This window comes from Pseudomonas saliphila, from assembly GCF_008638345.1.
Lineage (GTDB): Bacteria > Pseudomonadota > Gammaproteobacteria > Pseudomonadales > Pseudomonadaceae > Halopseudomonas > Halopseudomonas saliphila.
In genome coordinates this window covers 161,893-180,071 of sequence record NZ_VTVA01000003.1, presented here as the reverse complement: position 1 = coordinate 180,071, position 18,179 = coordinate 161,893, and the positions used below count along the sequence as shown (strand labels likewise).

General features: G+C 58.9%; 14 protein-coding genes and 1 pseudogene. 10 read left to right on the top strand and 5 right to left on the bottom strand.

The genetic code is table 11. The features are described 5' to 3' along the window. Nucleotides 1-8 precede the first annotated feature (8 nt). Nucleotides 9-884 (top strand): annotated as a pseudogene (gene rluB, locus FHK95_RS04740) (23S rRNA pseudouridine(2605) synthase RluB); the annotation flags it as partial. Between the two features lie 72 nt (nt 885-956). On the opposite strand, the gene FHK95_RS04735 reads toward rluB, so the two are convergent. The 5 genes from FHK95_RS04735 to FHK95_RS04715 form a co-directional block, all read right to left on the bottom strand. Then, nucleotides 957-1,886 (bottom strand): GGDEF domain-containing protein, encoded by a 930-nt coding sequence (locus tag FHK95_RS04735; protein ID WP_150303459.1) that lies wholly within the window; start codon nt 1,884-1,886, stop codon nt 957-959. Between the two features lie 188 nt (nt 1,887-2,074). Further along, nucleotides 2,075-2,815 carry a YciK family oxidoreductase gene (locus FHK95_RS04730; RefSeq protein WP_150303458.1) on the bottom strand — a complete coding sequence of 247 codons (741 nt, stop codon included), beginning with the start codon at nt 2,813-2,815 and terminating at the stop codon, nt 2,075-2,077. Further along, a complete protein-coding gene (locus FHK95_RS04725; RefSeq protein WP_150303457.1) occupies nt 2,808-3,488 on the bottom strand; it encodes an HAD-IA family hydrolase in 681 nt (226 codons plus the stop codon). Before FHK95_RS04725 ends, FHK95_RS04730 begins: the two co-directional genes overlap by 8 nt. Before the next feature lie 3 nt (nt 3,489-3,491). Further along, nucleotides 3,492-4,193: a bifunctional 2-polyprenyl-6-hydroxyphenol methylase/3-demethylubiquinol 3-O-methyltransferase UbiG gene (gene ubiG, locus FHK95_RS04720; RefSeq protein ID WP_150303456.1), complete on the bottom strand. Its 702-nt coding sequence runs from the start codon at nt 4,191-4,193 to the stop codon at nt 3,492-3,494. Further along, nucleotides 4,183-5,523 (bottom strand): TRZ/ATZ family hydrolase, encoded by a 1,341-nt coding sequence (locus tag FHK95_RS04715; protein ID WP_150303455.1) that lies wholly within the window; start codon nt 5,521-5,523, stop codon nt 4,183-4,185. The genes ubiG and FHK95_RS04715 overlap by 11 nt, the downstream gene beginning before the upstream one ends. A gap of 116 nt (nt 5,524-5,639) precedes the next feature. Here FHK95_RS04715 and mtnA point away from each other — a divergent pair, with 116 nt between their 5' ends. The 9 genes from mtnA (at nt 5,640) to ihfB (ending at nt 18,160) form a co-directional block, all read left to right on the top strand. Then, nucleotides 5,640-6,704, top strand: coding sequence for an S-methyl-5-thioribose-1-phosphate isomerase (gene mtnA, locus FHK95_RS04710; RefSeq protein ID WP_235906716.1), 1,065 nt, complete (start codon nt 5,640-5,642; stop codon nt 6,702-6,704). Nucleotides 6,705-6,902: 198 nt separating this feature from the next. Beyond that, nucleotides 6,903-9,545: a DNA gyrase subunit A gene (gene gyrA, locus FHK95_RS04705; RefSeq protein ID WP_150303454.1), complete on the top strand. Its 2,643-nt coding sequence runs from the start codon at nt 6,903-6,905 to the stop codon at nt 9,543-9,545. A gap of 2 nt (nt 9,546-9,547) precedes the next feature. Continuing rightward, nucleotides 9,548-10,633, top strand: coding sequence for a 3-phosphoserine/phosphohydroxythreonine transaminase (gene serC, locus FHK95_RS04700; protein WP_150303453.1), 1,086 nt, complete (start codon nt 9,548-9,550; stop codon nt 10,631-10,633). A gap of 6 nt (nt 10,634-10,639) precedes the next feature. Beyond that, entirely contained in the window at nt 10,640-11,737 is a 1,098-nt protein-coding gene (gene pheA / locus FHK95_RS04695) for a prephenate dehydratase (protein WP_150303452.1), read from the top strand. A gap of 79 nt (nt 11,738-11,816) precedes the next feature. Then, nucleotides 11,817-12,929, top strand: a complete 1,113-nt coding sequence (gene hisC / locus FHK95_RS04690) for a histidinol-phosphate transaminase (protein ID WP_150303451.1) — start codon at nt 11,817-11,819, stop codon at nt 12,927-12,929. Then, nucleotides 12,922-15,165, top strand: coding sequence for a bifunctional prephenate dehydrogenase/3-phosphoshikimate 1-carboxyvinyltransferase (locus tag FHK95_RS04685; RefSeq protein ID WP_150303450.1), 2,244 nt, complete (start codon nt 12,922-12,924; stop codon nt 15,163-15,165). The genes hisC and FHK95_RS04685 overlap by 8 nt, the downstream gene beginning before the upstream one ends. Further along, on the top strand, nt 15,162-15,854 hold the full coding sequence (cmk, locus tag FHK95_RS04680; protein ID WP_150303449.1) for a (d)CMP kinase: 693 nt from the start codon (nt 15,162-15,164) through the stop codon (nt 15,852-15,854). The genes FHK95_RS04685 and cmk overlap by 4 nt, the downstream gene beginning before the upstream one ends. 156 nt (nt 15,855-16,010) lie before the next feature. Next, a complete protein-coding gene (rpsA, locus tag FHK95_RS04675; RefSeq protein ID WP_150303448.1) occupies nt 16,011-17,693 on the top strand; it encodes a 30S ribosomal protein S1 in 1,683 nt (560 codons plus the stop codon). 173 nt (nt 17,694-17,866) lie between these two features. Continuing rightward, nucleotides 17,867-18,160, top strand: coding sequence for an integration host factor subunit beta (gene ihfB / locus FHK95_RS04670; protein WP_150300999.1), 294 nt, complete (start codon nt 17,867-17,869; stop codon nt 18,158-18,160). The last annotated feature ends 19 nt before the right edge of the window (nt 18,161-18,179 follow it).

Genomic DNA, 18,179 nt, shown 5'->3' with positions numbered 1-18,179 from the left:
GGTGCCTCATGACAGACAAGCCAGACAATTCCTCTATTCCCGTTTCCGGGGAAAAACTCCAGAAAGTACTCGCCCGCATGGGCCTGGCGTCCCGCCGCGAAGCCGAAAGCTGGATTTCCGCTGGCCGCGTCAAGGTCAATGGGCAACTGGCTACCTTGGGTTGCCGGGTCGACGGTCTCGACCAGATCAGCGTTGACGGCCGCCCTCTACGTCGTGACCTGACCACCGAAGTGTCACGCCGCGTACTTATCTATAACAAGCCCGAAGGCGAAGTGTGCACCCGCGATGATCCCGAGGGCCGGCCGACGGTCTTCGACCAGCTGCCGCGCTTGAAGCAGGGCCGCTGGGTCAATGTGGGTCGACTCGATATCAACACCACTGGTTTGTTGCTGTTCACCACCGATGGCGAACTGGCCAATCGACTCATGCATCCGTCCTACCAGATGGACCGCGAGTACGCTGTCCGGGTCATGGGGGAAGTGGACGATGAGATGATCGAGCGACTCAAGGAAGGCGTTATGCTTGAGGACGGTCCGGCCAAGTTCAACGACGTGGTCGCATCCGGCGGGGAAGGGATCAACCGTTGGTTCCACGTGTGCCTGCTGGAAGGGCGTAACCGTGAAGTGCGGCGTCTCTGGGAGTCTCAGGGCGTGCGGGTCAACCGTCTGAAACGCGTGCGTTTCGGGCCGGTATTTCTGGGTGCCGAACTGCCCGTTGGCCGCTGGCGCGAGATGAAACAGAACGAGATTGATACGCTTAGCGAAGAAGTCGCGCTCAAGCCGGTTGCATTGCCGCCAATGAAAACCAGCGAGAAGGAAAAGCAGAAGCGTCAGGCGCGTAAGCCCTCGATGCACCAGGCGCGGACCATTCGTCGTACCAAGGTCCCGCACGGACGCAGCTGATTCAGACTGTTGCATCGCGGGGCGGCGAATGCCGCCCCGCGATTTGGCGCTACGCTAGCAACAGACTACACAATTACGGCCGTTCTGCTTGGCTTGATACAGCAGTTGGTCGCTACGTTCCAATAACGCGTCGCCTGACTCGTTATTCCTGAGCATTGCCACCCCGACGCTGATTGTCATCCGCAGCGGCTCGGCCTTGATCTCAAAGCGCATGTCTTCTATCGCAGCGCGTATTCGCTCGGCTACCAGTGCCGCCGAGTGACAATCGGTGTCACTCAGCAGTACAACAAACTCCTCTCCGCCGAACCTGAACAGATCATCGATCGAGCGCAGACAGCCCTGCATGCACTTGACCACGGCTTGCAGTGCCAGATCGCCGCCCGCATGACCATAGCGGTCGTTGATTGCCTTGAAGTAATCAATGTCGATGATGATCATTGCCAGGGGCCGGCCGTGGCGAGCTGCCGTCGGGATCTCGCGCTCCATTGCGTGTCGGAGGGCAAAGCGATTGCCGGCACCCGTCAGGCTGTCGCTGAGCGCTCGCTGCATGGCTTCGTGATACAGCAATGCATTGCGCAATGGGTAGAGCAGGGTGCCCATCAGACTTTCGAGCTGCGCCAGCTCGGCTTCGCTGAAGCGCTGCGTCCGACTGAATTGCAGATCGCCAAGATATTCCCCGGAGTGGGTAATCCGGTAGCTGCAGCGGTGCGTTGCGGGTGTGCCGTTCTGCACGAGGATGTCGCGGGCTGAGTGGCTGAAGCTCAGTTCATCCAGCCCCATGTGCTCCGCAAGCTGGACGAAGAACAGAGCCAGCACGCGGTCCAGCTCAAGGCTGGTCTGGAGCACCTGGGTGAGCTGCCGCTGAAGTGCAGGCAGATCGGTAATACGGGGTCGGGGAATGGCCAATCTGTGGCCGCCTGCCGACGTCTCGAGCTTCAGGCGCGCTGAATCGAAATCGATGGTGTTGCCCAGAGTGGATGACATCGCGGATCCCTTGTGTGTAGGTCCTAGTAACCTTCCTCGGTTACTAGCAGGAATCGTGCCTAATCTTTTTTTGTTTATTTATCAAAGAGATACGAGATAGTAAGCCCGAGGCGGCAAGCCGGGCGGCAACTTCTTGCCGTCTGGCGGCGCCAGGGTCTACAAGCGGCGCGCAGGCGCCAGAATAATGGCTATTGCGCGTCGAGCGCCTGACCATTGATGGTCTTGCTGTCAGGGCCTAGTAGATAGAGGAACACCGGCATGATGTCGGCAGGTTCCGGATTCTTTTCTGGCGGTTCGCCCGGGTAGGCGGCGGCGCGCATCGAGGTCCGGGTCGCGCCCGGATTGACGCTGTTTGCGCGAATGTTACTGGTGCCATCCTGCTCGTCAGCGAACACCTGCATCAGTCCCTCAAGGGCGAACTTGCTCACTGCGTAGGGCCCCCAATAGGCTTTGCCTTTACGGCCGACACTGGAGGAAACGAACACTACCGATGCATCCGGTGCTGCGCGCAGCAAGGGCATCATTGCCTTGGTCAGTACGAACGGTGCGTTGATGTTGACCTGCATCAGCTGTAGCCAGGCTTCAGTTTTAACGCTCTCCATTGGCGTGCGCGGGCCCAGCAGTCCGGCGTTATGTACCAGGCCGTCGAGCTTGCCGAACGTATCGAACAGCTGATCAGCGAGATCATTGAAGTCCTTCTCTACTGCCGTTTCGAGATTCAGCGGACAGATCGCCGGCTGCGGGTGTCCTGCTGCTTCAATCTCGTCATATACCGCTTCGAGTTTCGACAGTGTGCGGCCAACCAGCACAACGGAAGCGCCGTGTGCCGCGCAGCTCAGTGCGCAGGCGCGGCCAATGCCATCGCCAGCACCTGTGATAAGGATGACACGGTCCTTCAGCAGGTCGGCGGGTGCGTTGTAATCAAACATGAGAGGTCTCCTGCGAGCGCAACCGTTCCAGCCAGGGGCGTAATTCGGCGGCGGAGTGAATACTGTGGGTGGCCTGCCAGTTCGCCGGGTCGTCGCCGACGGGCAGGTAACCATAAAGGGCTGCAACGGTGGGCATACCTGCGGCGCGACCGGCTTGAATGTCGCGCAGATGATCGCCAACAAACACCGATTGGTCGGGCTTTACACCCATCTGCATACAGGCTTTGAACAGCGGCTCGGGATGCGGCTTGCTGCGTGTTACCTGATCGGGGCAGATCAGGCTCTGGCAACGCTCCGACAATTGCATGGCTTCGAGCAGTGGAATGCTGAAGCGGCTCAGCTTGTTGGTCACCACGCCCCAGGGCAGGCCTTCGTCGTCCAGCCAGTCGAGCAGCGGCTCGATGCCGGGATAGGGACGGGTAAACACCGCGAGGTCGCGTTGATAGCGTTCGAGAAAATCCTCGCGCAGATCATCGAACCCCTGGGCATCGGGTTGGATGCTGAATGCGGCGCATAGCATGCCTACCGACCCATTGGATACTGTCGGGCGCACCAGGTCGGGGTCGACCGGAGGCAGATCCCGGGCTGCGCGCATGGCCTGGATGATCGACATGAAGTCGCCGGCAGTATCAAGCAGGGTACCGTCAAGATCGAACAGGACGCTGGTGACCATGCGTCAGTCTCCGCGCTGGGTGTGGATCATGTAGTTGACGTCGACGTTACGTTCCAGCTTGTAGGTCTTGAACAGCGGGTTGTAGGTCAAACCAGTGATGTCCTGCACGTCCAGGCCGGCCTGCCGTGACCACGCGCCGAGTTCGGCTGGCCGGATAAACTTGGCAAACTCATGGGTGCCACGGGGCAGCAGTCGCAGGACATATTCGGCGCCGACTATCGCGAAGGCGAAGGACTTCGGATTGCGGTTGATGGTGGAAAAGAAGACGTGTCCGCCTGGCTTGACCAGCGTGGCGCAGGCGCGGATCACCGAAGAGGGATCAGGCACATGTTCGAGCATCTCCAGGCAGGTGACGATGTCAAAGCGGCCGGGATGCTGTTCCGCCATCTGCTCGGCGGTGCATTGCTGGTAATCGACTTCCACGCCTGATTCGAGCTTGTGCAGGCTGGCTACGGCCAGGGGGGCCTCGCCCATATCGATACCGGTCACCTTGGCGCCGCGCAGTGCCATGGCCTCGGCCAGAATGCCGCCGCCGCAACCGACATCCAGCACTTCCTTGCCCGCCAGGCCGACTTTCTGGTCGATCCAGTTGGTTCGCAGGGGATTGATTTCATGCAGCGGCTTGAACTCGCTGTTACGGTCCCACCAGCGGCTGGCCAGGGCTTCGAATTTGGCAATTTCAGCCCGATCGACGTTAAGCGTCATTTTGGTTCCCTCGTTGAATCTGTCGTGCCCATTCCCGCGCTTCGGCAAGCAGTCTGGTCTGATCGATGCGCAGCAGCTTGCCGTCGCGGACCTTCTCCACGCCGGCAACCCAGACGTCGGATACATGACTGGCATTGCAGCTGTAAAGCAGCTGGGACAGTGGGTTGTGAACCGGTTGCTGATCGAGACCCGAAAGGTCAATCGCAACGATGTCAGCGGCCTTGCCTGGCTCCAGAGAGCCGGTCTCTTCGCCGATGCATAGTGCCTGTGCGCCGCCGAGTGTTGCCATGCGCAGGGCGGTATGGGCATCCATCGCCGTAGGTTGACCTGATACACCCTTGGCCAGCAATGAAGCCGTGCGCAGTTCGCCAAGCATATCCAGATCATTATTGCTGGCAGCGCCATCGGTACCGATGGCTACATTGATGCCGGCATCAAGCATGCGCTGGACCGGGCTGAAGCCGCTGGCAAGCTTGAGGTTGGATTCTGGACAATGGATAACGCTTATGCCGTGATTCTTGATCAGCGCGAGGTCCTCGTCGTTGATCTGGGTCATATGCACGGCCTGCAGTCGCGGCGTGAGCAGGTTTAACTGATGCAGCCGCTGCAGTGGGCGCAGCCCGGTCTGTGCGACGGACTCTTCGATTTCATAGGCCGATTCGTGGATATGCATGTGTACGGGAATATCCAGCTCGTCGGACAGCGTGCGGATGCGACTTAGCGTTGCATCACCTACGGTGTAGGGCGCATGCGGCCCAAAGGCGACATTGACCAATTGGCTGTGTTTGACCTCGTCATGCAGTCGTAGCCCCTTGGCGATGCCTTCGTCACTGTTCTTCGCACCGGGAATCGGGTTGTCGATCACCGGGAAGGCGATCTGGGCCCGTATCCCGTATTCCAACGCGACGCTGGCGGCAATCTCGGGATAAAAATACATATCGACAAAACAGGTGGTGCCGCCGCGCAGCATTTCGGCTATGGCCAGCTCGGTACCGCAGCGCACGAAATCTTCGCTGACCCACAGGGCTTCAGCCGGCCAGATGTGGTCAGTGAGCCATTCCATCAGTGGCAGGTCATCGGCCATGCCCCGGAACAGACTCATTGCCGCGTGGCCATGGGCGTTGATCAATCCTGGGATCAACAGGTGGTCGGGCAGGTCGCGGCGCTCTCCGACCTGCAGATCAAGCGTTGCGCTCAGCGGAACAATGCCGGCAATGCGGCCCTGGTGCACGGCGATGGCGTGGTTCTCAAGGACCACTCCAGCAGGCACCACGGGCACGATCCATCGCGGCGTGATCAGCAGGTCGATCGCGTCGGGTAGTGAAGTCATTAACAGCTCGCTTTGCATCATAGGCCCGCAGTATACCCTCAGGCTTTTATTGCTGGCAGTGACAATTAATCGCCCCGTGACGAGGGTATACTGCTCCTTTAGTAGCGGAGCGAGATATGCAGTCACAACAGCAGTTGGCTATGGCAGCCAGTATCAACGCCATCGAGTGGAGCGACAATGCTCTGCACCTGTTGGATCAGCGCTTCTTGCCCGGCAGTGTGCAGTATGTGAAATGTGCGGACGCCGCCGCGATAGCCGAGGCTATACGTGAGCAGGTGGTCCGCGGGAACTCCCTGATCGGCATTGCGGCAGCCTACGCAATCGTGCTCGCTGCCCGCGGGGTAGGGCGCGCCGACGATTGGGACGCCGCGCTGGCCGATGACTTCGCCATGCTCGAAGCCGCTATGCCGGAACCCATGAAGCCCAGCTGGGCATTGCGCATGATGCGTGAACGCACCCAGCGTCTGGCGGACCACGCCGATGTGCCTGGCGAGTTGCTTAACGCGGCGACGTCTATCCATCACAGCGATATCGAAGCCAATCTCACCATGGCCAAGCTGGGCACGCAACTGATCCGCAAGCACCAGAAGAACAAACAGAATCTGATGACCCATGGTAATGCGGGCGCCCTGACAGGAGCTGGCTACGGCACAGCACTGGGCGTGGTGCGCAAAGCGCACGCGGCCGGGCTGGTGGATACTGTCTATATAAACGAAACGCAGCCTGCGCGCGACGGGGCGCGGCTGACCGGTTGGGAATTGGCGCAACTGGATATTCCGGCCCGGCTCGGAGTGGATCTGGCGGCGGGGCATCTCATGAAAGCGGTACCCATGACCTGGGTCATCGTTGGCGCGGAGCGTATTGCCGCCAACGGTGACGTGATCGGCAGCATTGGAACCTATTCGCTGGCAATACTGGCGATGCACCATGGGCTGCGTTTCATGGTGGTGGCACCTTCCTCGGTTATCGACATGGAGCTGGAAAGCGGTGATGACGTTGCGCCGGGCGAGGCGTCCGCGAATGCGCTGGCCGGCAGCGATGCTGAGCTGCCGGTGACCTCGCCGGCCTTTGATGTGACGCCGGCCGATCTGGTCGACGTGATCGTCACCGAGAAGGGGCTGATTGAGCGCCCGGATACCGCAAGAATCGCAGATTTATTAAGCCATCGACGCCTTCATTGAGGGCGCTTTCTTATCCTTGGGCAGATTTATGCCCACAGTAAGCCCCTGAGTGCCTACAGCCTTTCTTACGGCTCCCTCCGGGGCTGGACTGTGGTACACTTCCCGGCTTTAATCCGGGGCCTCTCAGGAGGCCTCGCAAGCGTCGATCTTACGCGATAGGCATCATCAGGTTGCCGCCACTAAAAGGAATGCCGTTTCATGGGTGAACTGGCCAAAGAAATCCTTCCAGTCAATATCGAAGACGAGCTGAAACAGTCCTACCTCGACTACGCCATGAGCGTGATCGTCGGTCGAGCTCTGCCTGACGTGCGCGATGGCCTGAAGCCGGTTCACCGCCGCGTGCTGTTTGCCATGAGCGTGCTGAACAACGACTGGAACAAGCCATACAAGAAATCCGCCCGTGTCGTCGGTGACGTGATCGGTAAATATCACCCGCATGGCGACTCCGCCGTCTACGACACCATTGTTCGTATGGCGCAGCCGTTCTCCCTGCGTTACCTGCTGGTAGACGGTCAGGGCAACTTCGGTTCGGTAGACGGCGACAGCGCTGCTGCCATGCGATATACCGAAATCCGGATGACCAAGCTGGCCCATGAGCTGCTGGCCGATCTGGACAAGGAAACTGTCGATTGGGTGCCGAACTACGATGGCACTGAACAGATTCCGGCGGTACTGCCAACCAAGGTCCCGAACCTGCTGGTGAACGGCTCCAGCGGTATCGCCGTTGGTATGGCCACCAATATTCCGCCGCACAACCTGACCGAAGTCGTCAGCGGTTGCCTGGCGTTGATTGCCAATCCCGAGATGACCATCGACGAACTGATGGAATATATCCCCGGGCCGGACTTCCCCACCGCCGGCATCATCAACGGTCGCGCGGGCATTGTTGAAGCCTACAAGACCGGTCGTGGCCGCATCTATGTGCGTGCGCGTTGTTCGATTGAAGACATCGACAAGGTGGGCGGCCGTCAGCAGATTCTTATTCATGAACTGCCGTACCAGGTCAACAAGGCACGTCTGATCGAGAAGATTGCCGAGCTGGTCAAAGAGAAGAAGATCGAAGGCATCACCGAGCTGCGTGACGAGTCCGACAAGGATGGCATGCGCGTGGTGATCGAGATTCGCCGTGGCGAAGTTGCTGAGGTGATACTCAACAACCTGTATTCGCAAACCCAGATGCAGAACGTATTCGGCATCAACATCGTTGGTTTGCTGGACGGTCGCCCGCGGATCCTGAATCTCAAGGAGCTGCTGGAAGCCTTTATCCGCCATCGTCGGGAAGTGGTTACTCGCCGTACCGTATACGAACTGCGCAAGGCGCGCGAACGCGGCCATATTCTTGAAGGTCAGGCCGTTGCGCTATCCAATATTGATCCGGTGATCGCCCTGATCAAGGCATCACCTTCACCCTCCGAAGCCAAGGAGCGTCTGATTTCCACGGCCTGGGAACCCGGTGCGGTGCTGGAGATGGTCGATCGTGCGGGTGCCGATGTCTGCCGTCCCGATGAACTGCCTGAACAGTACGGACTGCGTGAAGGCAAATATTACCTGTCGCCGGAACAGGCTCAGGCGATCCTCGAATTGCGTCTGCATCGTCTGACCGGTCTGGAACACGAAAAGCTGCTCACCGAGTATCAGGAGATCCTGGTCCAGATCGGCGAGCTACTGCGTATTCTGAACAGCCAGGTACGGTTGATGGAAGTGATCGTCGAAGAGCTCGAGCTGATTCGCAGCAACTACGGCGATGCCCGTCGCAGCGAAATCGTCGCCTCACGTCTGGATCTGACCATTGCCGATCTGATCACTGAAGAAGATCGCGTGGTCACCATTTCCCATGGTGGCTATGCCAAGAGTCAGCCGCTGGCCGATTACCAGGCCCAGCGCCGTGGCGGCCGCGGCAAGGCGGCGACGGGCGTGAAGGATGAGGATTATGTATCCCATCTACTGGTTGCCAACAGTCATACGACCATCATGATGTTCTCGAGCAAGGGCAAGGTGTACTGGCTCAAGACCTACGAAATTCCCGAGGCGTCGCGCACCGCACGTGGCCGTCCGCTGGTGAATCTGCTGCCACTGGATGAGGGTGAGCTTATCACCACCATGCTGCCGGTCGACGAATACACCGAAGGCTGGTTTGTGTTCATGGCGACTGCCAAGGGCACCGTGAAGAAGACCCCGCTTGAGCAGTTCAGCCGCCAACGTTCGGTGGGCCTGATCGCGCTGGATCTGGACGAAGGCGATACGCTGATATCGGCCGCTGTGACCAATGGCGAGCGCGAGATCATGCTGTTCTCCGATGGTGGCAAGGTCACTCGCTTCAAGGAAACCGACGTGCGCGCGATGGGTCGTACGGCACGTGGCGTGCGGGGTATGCGCCTGGCAGAAGGGCAGCGCCTGGTATCGATGATCGTGGCCGAGGAAGGCACCGCTATTCTTACCGCTTCCGAGCGGGGCTATGGCAAGCGCACACCGATCGAGGATTTCCCGCAGTACAAGCGCGGCGGTCAAGGCGTGATTGGCATGGTCTCCAACGAGCGCAATGGTCCGCTGGTCGGCGCCGTGCAGGTTGTGGATGGCGAAGAGATCATGCTGATTTCCGACCAGGGCACGTTGGTGCGCACCCGGGTCAGCGAAGTCTCCAGTCTGTCGCGTAACACGCAGGGCGTAACGCTCATCAAACTGTCCAATGGCGAGAAGCTGGTTGGCCTGGAGCGCGTGCAGGAACCTAGCGAGCTTGATGAAGAAGACGAAGAGAACGCCGACGCAGCGGATGTGACGGATGAGATGGTAAGCGGCCCGGCAGACGATGATGCCGCACCGACCCTTGATGACCAGGAGTAATCGTGAGTAAGCGACTGTTCAATTTCTGCGCCGGCCCGGCCGCGCTGCCCGAAGCGGTACTGCAGCAGGCCCAGGCTGATTTGCTTGACTGGCAGGGTAAGGGCCTGTCAGTCATGGAAATGAGTCATCGCAGTGACGAGTTCGTCGGTATCGCCGATCGCGCGGAACAGGATCTGCGCGATCTGTTGTCGATCCCGTCCGACTACCGCGTGCTGTTTTTGCAGGGCGGCGCTAGTCAGCAGTTCGCGCAGATTCCGCTGAACCTGTTGGGTGAGGGCGGAAGTGCCGACTATATTGATACCGGTATCTGGTCGCGCAAGGCCATCGAGGAAGCGTCCCGGTATGGTCACGTCAACGTGGCCGCCTCGGCTGAAGCCTACGATTATTTCGCCATCCCTGGCCAGAACGAGTGGAGCCTGTCCGACGAGGCGGCCTATGTGCATTACACCCCCAACGAGACCATCGGTGGGCTGGAGTTCAACTGGATTCCGGATGTGGGCGACAAGCCATTGGTTGCGGATATGTCCTCGACCATCCTCTCCCGTCCGCTGGATGTGTCCAAGTTTGGTCTGATCTATGCTGGCGCGCAGAAGAATATTGGGCCTAGCGGTCTGGTGGTAGTCATTGTCCACGACAGTCTGCTTGGCAAGGCGCACAGCAAGTGCCCAACCATGCTCGACTACAACGTGGCCGCCAAGAACGGGTCCATGTACAACACGCCTCCGACCTTTGCCTGGTATCTCTCCGGGCTGATCTTCCAGTGGCTCAAGGAGCGAGGCGGTTTGGAGGCAATGGAAAAGGTCAACGATGCCAAACAGCGCAAGCTGTATTCGGCGATCGATGACAGCGGGCTGTATACCAACCCGATCAATATCGCCGATCGGTCCTGGATGAACATCCCCTTCCGGCTGGCCGACGACCGTCTGGATAAGCCCTTCCTTGCCGGTGCCGGTGAGCGCGGGCTGCTTAATCTGAAGGGCCATAGATCCGTAGGCGGTATGCGCGCGTCCATTTATAACGCGGTCCCGGAAGCAGCCGTGGATGCGCTGGTGGCCTATATGGCTGAATTCGAGAAACAGCACGGTTGATGCCCCATGTCAGATGAAGCGCAACTCCAGGCTCTACGAAACCGTATTGATACGATTGACGAGAAGATACTCGAACTGATCAGCGAGCGTGCCCAGTGCGCGCAGACGGTTGCTCAGGTCAAGCAGAAGTCATTGCCCGCCGGCGAAAAGCCAGTGTTCTACCGGCCCGAACGTGAAGCCTGGGTGCTCAAGCACATCATGGAACTGAACAAGGGGCCGCTGGATAATGAGGAAGTGGCCCGGCTGTTCCGTGAAGTCATGTCTGCCTGTCTGGCCTTGGAAGAGCCCCTCAGGGTCGCCTACCTGGGCCCGGAGGGTACCTTTACCCAGGCCGCAGCGATCAAGCATTTCGGGCATTCGGTGATCAGCGTCCCGATGGCCGCCATTGACGAGATTTTCCGTGAGGTGGCCGCCGGAGCGGTACAATTTGGTGTGGTGCCGGTGGAGAACTCCACCGAAGGCGCCATCAACCATACGCTGGACAGTTTCCTCGAGCATGACATGGTCATCTGTGGCGAGGTCGAGCTGCGCATTCACCACCACCTGCTGGTCGGCGAGAATACCCGTACCGACAAAATCTCCCGTGTGTATTCCCATGCCCAGTCGCTCGCGCAGTGCCGCAAGTGGCTGGACGCGCACTATCCCAATGTCGAAAGAGTGCCGGTCAGCAGCAATGCCGAGGCGGCGAAGCGGGTACGTGGCGAGTGGAACTCGGCGGCTATCGCCGGCGATATGGCCTGTGAGCTGTACCATCTGACGAAGATTGCCGAGAAGATCGAAGACCGTCCGGATAACTCCACGCGGTTTCTGATCATCGGCACCCAGTCTGTGCCCTCCACGGGTGATGACAAGACGTCGGTGATCGTTTCCACGCGTAACAAGCCAGGCGCTTTGCATGAGCTGCTGCAACCCTTTCATGCCAATGGTATCGATCTGTCACGGATTGAAACCCGCCCGTCACGCATCGGTAAGTGGACCTATGTCTTCTTCATCGACTTCTTTGGCCACCAGGACGATCCACTGGTCAAGGATGTGCTGGAAAAGGTCAATGGCGATTCGGTTGCGGTGAAGGTGCTGGGCTCCTATCCGAAGGCTGTTCTGTAACCTGCCCGTGACGGGCAGGCATCAGACTGTTCACTTACAGCGCTTGCCCGATCCTCTCTTCAAGCTTGAGGTATGAATTATGAGTTGTGATTTCCTCGCCCTGGCGCTTCCGGGCGTGCAGAAGTTGAGCCCTTATGTGCCGGGAAAGCCAATTGAGGAGCTGGCGCGGGAGTTCGATCTTGATCCAGCGCAGATAATCAAACTGGCGAGCAACGAGAACCCGCTTGGTCCGGCACCGATGGCGCTCAAGGCCATCCAGCAAGCCCTGCCGGATCTGACCCGGTATCCGGATGGCAACGGTTTTGCGCTCAAACAGGCGCTTTCAGCTCGCTTCGGTTTCGATCTGTCGATGATTACCCTGGGGAACGGGTCCAACGACATTCTCGAGCTGCTGACCCGGGCCTTTGTCGCCCCGGAACATGAAGTGATCTTCAGCCAGCATGCCTTTGCGGTGTATCCGATCGTCACCCAGGCCGTCGGCGCGCGAGCGGTGGAAGTGCCGGCCCGCGACTGGGGACACGATCTGGATGCCATGGCCGCGGCCATCACGCCGGCAACCCGGATGATCTTCATCGCTAACCCGAATAACCCGACGGGCACCTGGGTCAGTCGCGCTGCGCTTGAGGCCTTCTTTGACAGGGTGCCGGAGCGGGTGCTGGTAGTGCTGGATGAGGCCTATACTGAATATGTTGAGGATACCCAAACGCACAATGGTTTCGATTATGTTGCGCAGTACCCCAACCTGATTGTTTCCAGGACTTTCTCCAAGGCCTATGGCCTGGCTGCGCTACGAGTCGGGTACTGCGTCAGCAGCCCGGTTATCGCCGATGTGCTGAACCGGGTTCGCCAGCCGTTCAACGTCAACAGTCTTGCGCTGGCCGCTGCGGTGGCGAGTTTATCCGATAACGCCTATCTGGAAGAAAGTCGGCGGGCAAACCGTGAAGGCATGGCTCAGCTGGAACAGGGTTTCCGTGATCTGGGGCTGAGCTGGATACCCTCGCGCGGCAATTTCGTTGCGGTCGACCTTGATCGGGAGGCTGCACCGATCTACCAGGGTCTGCTGCGGCGCGGCGTCATCGTGCGGCCCGTAGCGGGTTACGGCATGCCAAACCACCTGCGCGTCACCATCGGACTGCCGGCCGAAAACCAGCGTTTCCTCGATGCTCTGGCCAAGGCGCTGGCCGATGAATGATGTCACCCGCCTGTCACCTGCGACGCCTATTATCGGGCGCCTGGCGGTAGTGGGGCTGGGTCTCATCGGCGGTTCGTTTGCCAAGGGCATGCGCGAGAGTGGTCTGTGTCAGGAGGTAGTCGGTTGCGATCCGGACCCTTTGGCACGTCGCAATGCGATCCCCCTGGGAGTTGTGGACAGCGTGACGGATGACCTGGCTGAGGCGGTGCAGGGGGCTGATGTAATTATGCTCGCGGTGCCAGTATTGGCAATGAAAGACGTGCTGACCGGGCTGGCCAGCCTTGATCTTGGCCAGGCAGTGGTGACTGATGCCGGGAGCACCAAAGGCGCGGTTGTTGAGGCGGTGGAACAGGCGTTTGGCAGCGTGCCGCCGCTGTTCGTCCCCGGCCACCCGATCGCAGGATCGGAAAAGAGCGGCATCGAAGCCACGCGGGCGGACCTGTTCAGACGACATAAAGTGATATTGACGCCGTTGGAACACACCAGCAAACAGGCGCTGGAGCTGGTGGCCAGTCTCTGGCGCGCACTGGGTGGTGACGTCGAGTACATGAACCTGGCGGACCACGATGAAGTGCTGGCTGCGACCAGTCATCTGCCTCATCTGCTGGCGTTTACCCTGGTGGATACCCTGGCGGCCCGCAGCGAGAATCTGGATATCTTCCGCTACGCCGCCGGGGGCTTCCGGGATTTCACCCGCATTGCCGCCAGCGATCCGGTGATGTGGCGCGATGTGTTCCTGGCCAACCGGGACGCTGTATTGCGTAGTCTGGACGCCTTTACCAAGGATTTAAGCCGCTTGCGCGCGGCAGTCGAAGAGCAGGATGCCAATACCCTGCTGGGTGTGTTCACCCGGGCCAAGTCGGCGCGCGAGCATTTCAGTACTATTCTGGCCCGCAGGGCCTATATGGATCCCATGCAGACTAAAACGACCAACTTCATTGCTGCCCCGGGTGGACGCGTAACAGGACGCCTGCGGGTGCCTGGCGACAAGTCCATCTCCCATCGCTCGATCATGCTCGGCTCCCTGGCTGAAGGTGTGACCGAAGTGGAAGGATTTCTGGAGGGCGAGGACAGCCTGGCGACCTTGCAGGCGTTCCGTGATATGGGCGTGGTGATTGAAGGCCCGCACCACGGCCGCGTTACAATCAATGGCGTCGGGATAAATGGACTGCAGGCGCCGCCCGGTCCCTTGTATGTAGGGAATTCCGGTACCTCGATGCGCCTGTTGTCCGGGCTGCTCGCCGCGCAGCGATTCGATACCGTGCTGACCGGCGACGCCTCACTGTCCAAGCGCCCGATGGGTCGGATCGCCAAACCGCTGCGCGAGATGGGGGCCCGGATCGAAACCGCCAGCGATGGTCGTCCGCCACTGCGGATCTATGGCGAAGGCACGTTGATGGGTATGGACTACACTATGCCGATGGCGAGCGCTCAGGTGAAATCCTGCCTGTTGCTGGCCGGTTTGTACGCATCCGGCTCAACCTCGATAACCGAGCCTGCGCCAACCCGAGACCATACCGAGCGCATGTTGAAAGGCTTCGGCTATCCGGTAAAAGTAGACGGCGCCACGGTCACCGTCGAACCCGGGCACAAGCTGACGGCCTGCAAGATTGATGTTCCGGCTGATATCTCGTCGGCTGCCTTTTTCATGGTGGCCGCCAGTATTGCCGAAGGCTCGGATCTGTTGCTCGAGCACGTAGGCATCAACCCGACCCGCACCGGGGTGATCAATATCCTGCGTGCCATGGGCGGAGATCTCACGGTTGAGAACGAGCGTGAAGTGGGTGGCGAGCCGGTGGCCGATATCCGGGTGCGTTATGCCCCGTTGAAAGGCATCGATATCCCGTTGGATCAGGTCCCACTGGCGATTGATGAATTTCCGGCGCTGTTTATTGCTGCGGCCTGTGCCGAGGGGCGCACCGTGTTGCGCGGTGCGGAAGAGCTGCGGGTCAAGGAGTCGGACCGCATTCAGGTGATGGCAGACGGGCTGCAGGCCCTGGGTGTTTCCGCTGAACCTACGCCCGACGGAATCGTGATCCAGGGCGGCAGTATCCACGGTGGCAGCATCGAGAGCCATGGCGATCACCGTATCGCCATGTCCTTCAGCGTCGCCTCGCTGCGCGCTACCGGCGAGATTCATATCCGCGACTGCGCCAATGTAGCGACATCATTTCCGGACTTTATCGGGCTCGCCCAGTCAGTGGGTATCCAGGTCCGATTGGAGGAAAGCGTGTGACAGAACAAGCCATACCTGTAATCACTATCGATGGACCCGGCGGCTCGGGTAAAGGCACCATTGCGGGCTTGCTGGCCGCGCAGCTGGGCTGGAACCTGCTGGACTCAGGGGCCTTGTACAGGCTGTTGGCGTTCGCGGCACAAAACCATGGCATCGCGTTGGATAATAAGCAAAGCCTCGAAGCGCTAGCTGCTCATCTGGATGTACGCTTCATTACCTCGGCAGACAACCAGGAGCAGCACATCCTGCTTGAAGGCGAAGATGTGACCCGGGCAATCAGAAGCGAGGCGATCGGCGCGAGCGCCTCGGTTGTCGCGGCACTCGGATCGGTCCGAGAAGCGTTATTGCAGCGTCAGCGAGTGTTCCGTGAGCCTCCGGGCCTGGTCGCTGATGGTCGGGATATGGGCACCGTGGTATTTACCGACGCGCCGCTCAAAATATTTCTGACGGCCAGTCCCGAGGAAAGGGCTGACCGGCGTTACAAGCAGTTGCTGGGCAAGGGTGAAGCTGCTAATCTGGCGAGTCTTCTGGATGAGATTGTTGCACGAGACGAAAGGGATACCAATCGCAGCGTTGCGCCTTTACGGCCTGCTGAGGATGCGCTCCTGATTGACTCGACCAGCATGACTATCGACGAAGTACTGGAAAAGGTTCATGCGGAAGCGCTCAGGCGCGATCTGCTTAACTGATTTCAAAGGTCTTTTACCGGGAAACCAGCCCCACCGGTAAAGGGGTTTAAATAATCAACCCACGCAAGCTGGTGGCGTGGCGGGTACGTTTGCTGCAGGGCCCGCATTAGAGCGGCCAGGCGGTTACTGCCTTTATAAACATTTACAGGAATCCAAATGAGCGAAAGCTTTGCCGAACTTTTTGAAGAAAGCCTAATAACCCTTGATATGGAGCCAGGCTCCATCATCACCGGTATTGTTGTGGACATCGACTCCGATTGGGTCACCGTTCACGCCGGCCTGAAATCCGAGGGTGTCATTCCACGTGAGCAGTTCCTGAACGATCAGGGCGAACTGACCATCAACGTGGGTGATGAGGTGCACGTTGCACTGGAAGCCGTTGAAGACGGTTTCGGTGAGACCAAACTATCCCGTGAGAAGGCCAAGCGGGCTGAATCCTGGAAAGTCCTCGAAGCTGCTTTCGCCGCAGAAGAAATCGTCAAGGGTGTTATCAACGGCAAGGTCAAAGGTGGCTTTACCGTCGACGTCAACACCATCCGCGCGTTCCTGCCGGGTTCCTTGGTCGACGTCCGTCCGGTTCGTGATACCACGCACCTGGAAGGCAAAGAGCTGGAATTCAAGGTCATCAAGCTGGACCAGAAGCGCAACAACGTTGTCGTTTCCCGTCGCGCCGTCCTCGAAGCCGAGAACAGTGCCGAGCGCGAAGCCCTGCTGGAAACACTGCAGGAAGGCCAGGTTGTCAAAGGTATCGTCAAGAACCTCACAGATTACGGCGCGTTCGTTGATCTGGGCGGCGTAGACGGCCTGTTGCACATCACCGACATGGCATGGAAGCGCATCAAGCATCCTTCCGAAATCGTCAACGTTGGCGACGAGATCGACGTCAAGGTGCTGAAATTCGACCGCGAGCGCAACCGCGTCTCACTGGGTCTGAAGCAGCTGGGCGAAGATCCATGGGTTGCCATCACTGGTCGCTATCCAGAAGGCACGCGTGTTAACGCCAAGGTCACTAACCTCACCGACTACGGCTGCTTCGCCGAGCTGGAAGAGGGTGTTGAAGGCCTGGTGCACGTATCCGAAATGGATTGGACCAACAAGAACATCCATCCTTCGAAAGTCGTTCAGGTTGGCGACGAAGTAGAAGTTATGGTTCTGGATATCGACGAAGACCGTCGTCGTATCTCCCTGGGCATCAAGCAGTGCAAGATGAACCCGTGGGAAGAGTTCTCCAGCAAGTTCAACAAGGGCGACAAGATCTCCGGCTCCATCAAGTCGATCACCGATTTCGGTATCTTCATTGGTCTGGACGGCGGCATCGACGGTCTGGTTCACCTGTCCGATATCTCCTGGAACGAAGTCGGCGAAGAAGCCGTACGCCGTTTCAAGAAGGGCGACGAGATCGAAACTGTCATCCTGTCGGTTGATCCGGAGCGTGAGCGTATCTCCTTGGGTGTCAAGCAGCTGGAAGACGATCCGTTCTCCAACTTCGTGTCCCTGAACGAGAAAGGCACCATCATCAACGGTATCGTCAAGGAAGTTGACGCCAAGGGTGCAGTGATTACCCTGGCTGACGAGATTGAAGGCACGCTGAAAGCGTCCGAAATCAGCCGCGACCGTGTTGAAGATGCGCGCAACGTGCTGAACGTCGGCGACGAAGTCGAAGCCAAGATCATCAGCGTCGACCGTAAGAGCCGCGTCATCAGCCTGTCGATCAAGGCCAAGGACGTGGAAGACGAGAAAGAAGCCATCCAGGACCTGCGTAAGCAGGAAATGCTGGCAGCTGGTCCGACCACCATTGGTGATCTGATCAAGCAGCAGATGGAAAACAAGGGCAACTAAGCAAGCCTTTGTAATCTGTAGAAAAGGGGCGACTTCGGTCGCCCTTTTTTGTGCCTGAAGGATTTGCAGGACCGTTGCAGCTGATTTTGTCCTTTATCAGGCTGTTCAAACGGGGTCAAGCATGGTAAAACCGTTGAAAACGGATCTAGCCGCTTGAAAAAAAAGGAAAAACCATGACCAAGTCGGAGTTGATCGAGCGCATAGTCGAACAACAGGGACAGTTGTCGGCGAAGGATGTAGAGCTGGCGATCAAGACAATGTTGGAACATATGTCCCAGGCGCTGTCTACGGGTGAGCGGATCGAGATTCGCGGCTTTGGTAGTTTCTCTCTGCATTACCGCGCACCGCGATTGGGGCGAAACCCGAAGACCGGCGACGCCGTGGAGCTTGATGGCAAGTTCGTGCCGCACTTCAAACCAGGCAAGGAATTACGCGACCGCGTGAACGAGTCGCTCGAAAACGCCTGAGTCATATCAACCGCACTTG

Bases quoted from the DNA above. Each gene is read 5' to 3' on its own strand.
- FHK95_RS04735 (WP_150303459.1), bottom strand. From the start codon at position 1,886: ATGTCATCCACTCTGGGCAACACCATCGATTTCGATTCAGCGCGCCTG.
- FHK95_RS04730 (WP_150303458.1), bottom strand. From the start codon at position 2,815: ATGTTTGATTACAACGCACCCGCCGACCTGCTGAAGGACCGTGTCATC.
- FHK95_RS04725 (WP_150303457.1), bottom strand. From the start codon at position 3,488: ATGGTCACCAGCGTCCTGTTCGATCTTGACGGTACCCTGCTTGATACT.
- ubiG (WP_150303456.1), bottom strand. From the start codon at position 4,193: ATGACGCTTAACGTCGATCGGGCTGAAATTGCCAAATTCGAAGCCCTG.
- FHK95_RS04715 (WP_150303455.1), bottom strand. From the start codon at position 5,523: ATGACTTCACTACCCGACGCGATCGACCTGCTGATCACGCCGCGATGG.
- mtnA (WP_235906716.1), top strand. From the start codon at position 5,640: ATGCAGTCACAACAGCAGTTGGCTATGGCAGCCAGTATCAACGCCATC.
- gyrA (WP_150303454.1), top strand. From the start codon at position 6,903: ATGGGTGAACTGGCCAAAGAAATCCTTCCAGTCAATATCGAAGACGAG.
- pheA (WP_150303452.1), top strand. From the start codon at position 10,640: ATGTCAGATGAAGCGCAACTCCAGGCTCTACGAAACCGTATTGATACG.
- hisC (WP_150303451.1), top strand. From the start codon at position 11,817: ATGAGTTGTGATTTCCTCGCCCTGGCGCTTCCGGGCGTGCAGAAGTTG.
- FHK95_RS04685 (WP_150303450.1), top strand. From the start codon at position 12,922: ATGAATGATGTCACCCGCCTGTCACCTGCGACGCCTATTATCGGGCGC.
- rpsA (WP_150303448.1), top strand. From the start codon at position 16,011: ATGAGCGAAAGCTTTGCCGAACTTTTTGAAGAAAGCCTAATAACCCTT.
- ihfB (WP_150300999.1), top strand. From the start codon at position 17,867: ATGACCAAGTCGGAGTTGATCGAGCGCATAGTCGAACAACAGGGACAG.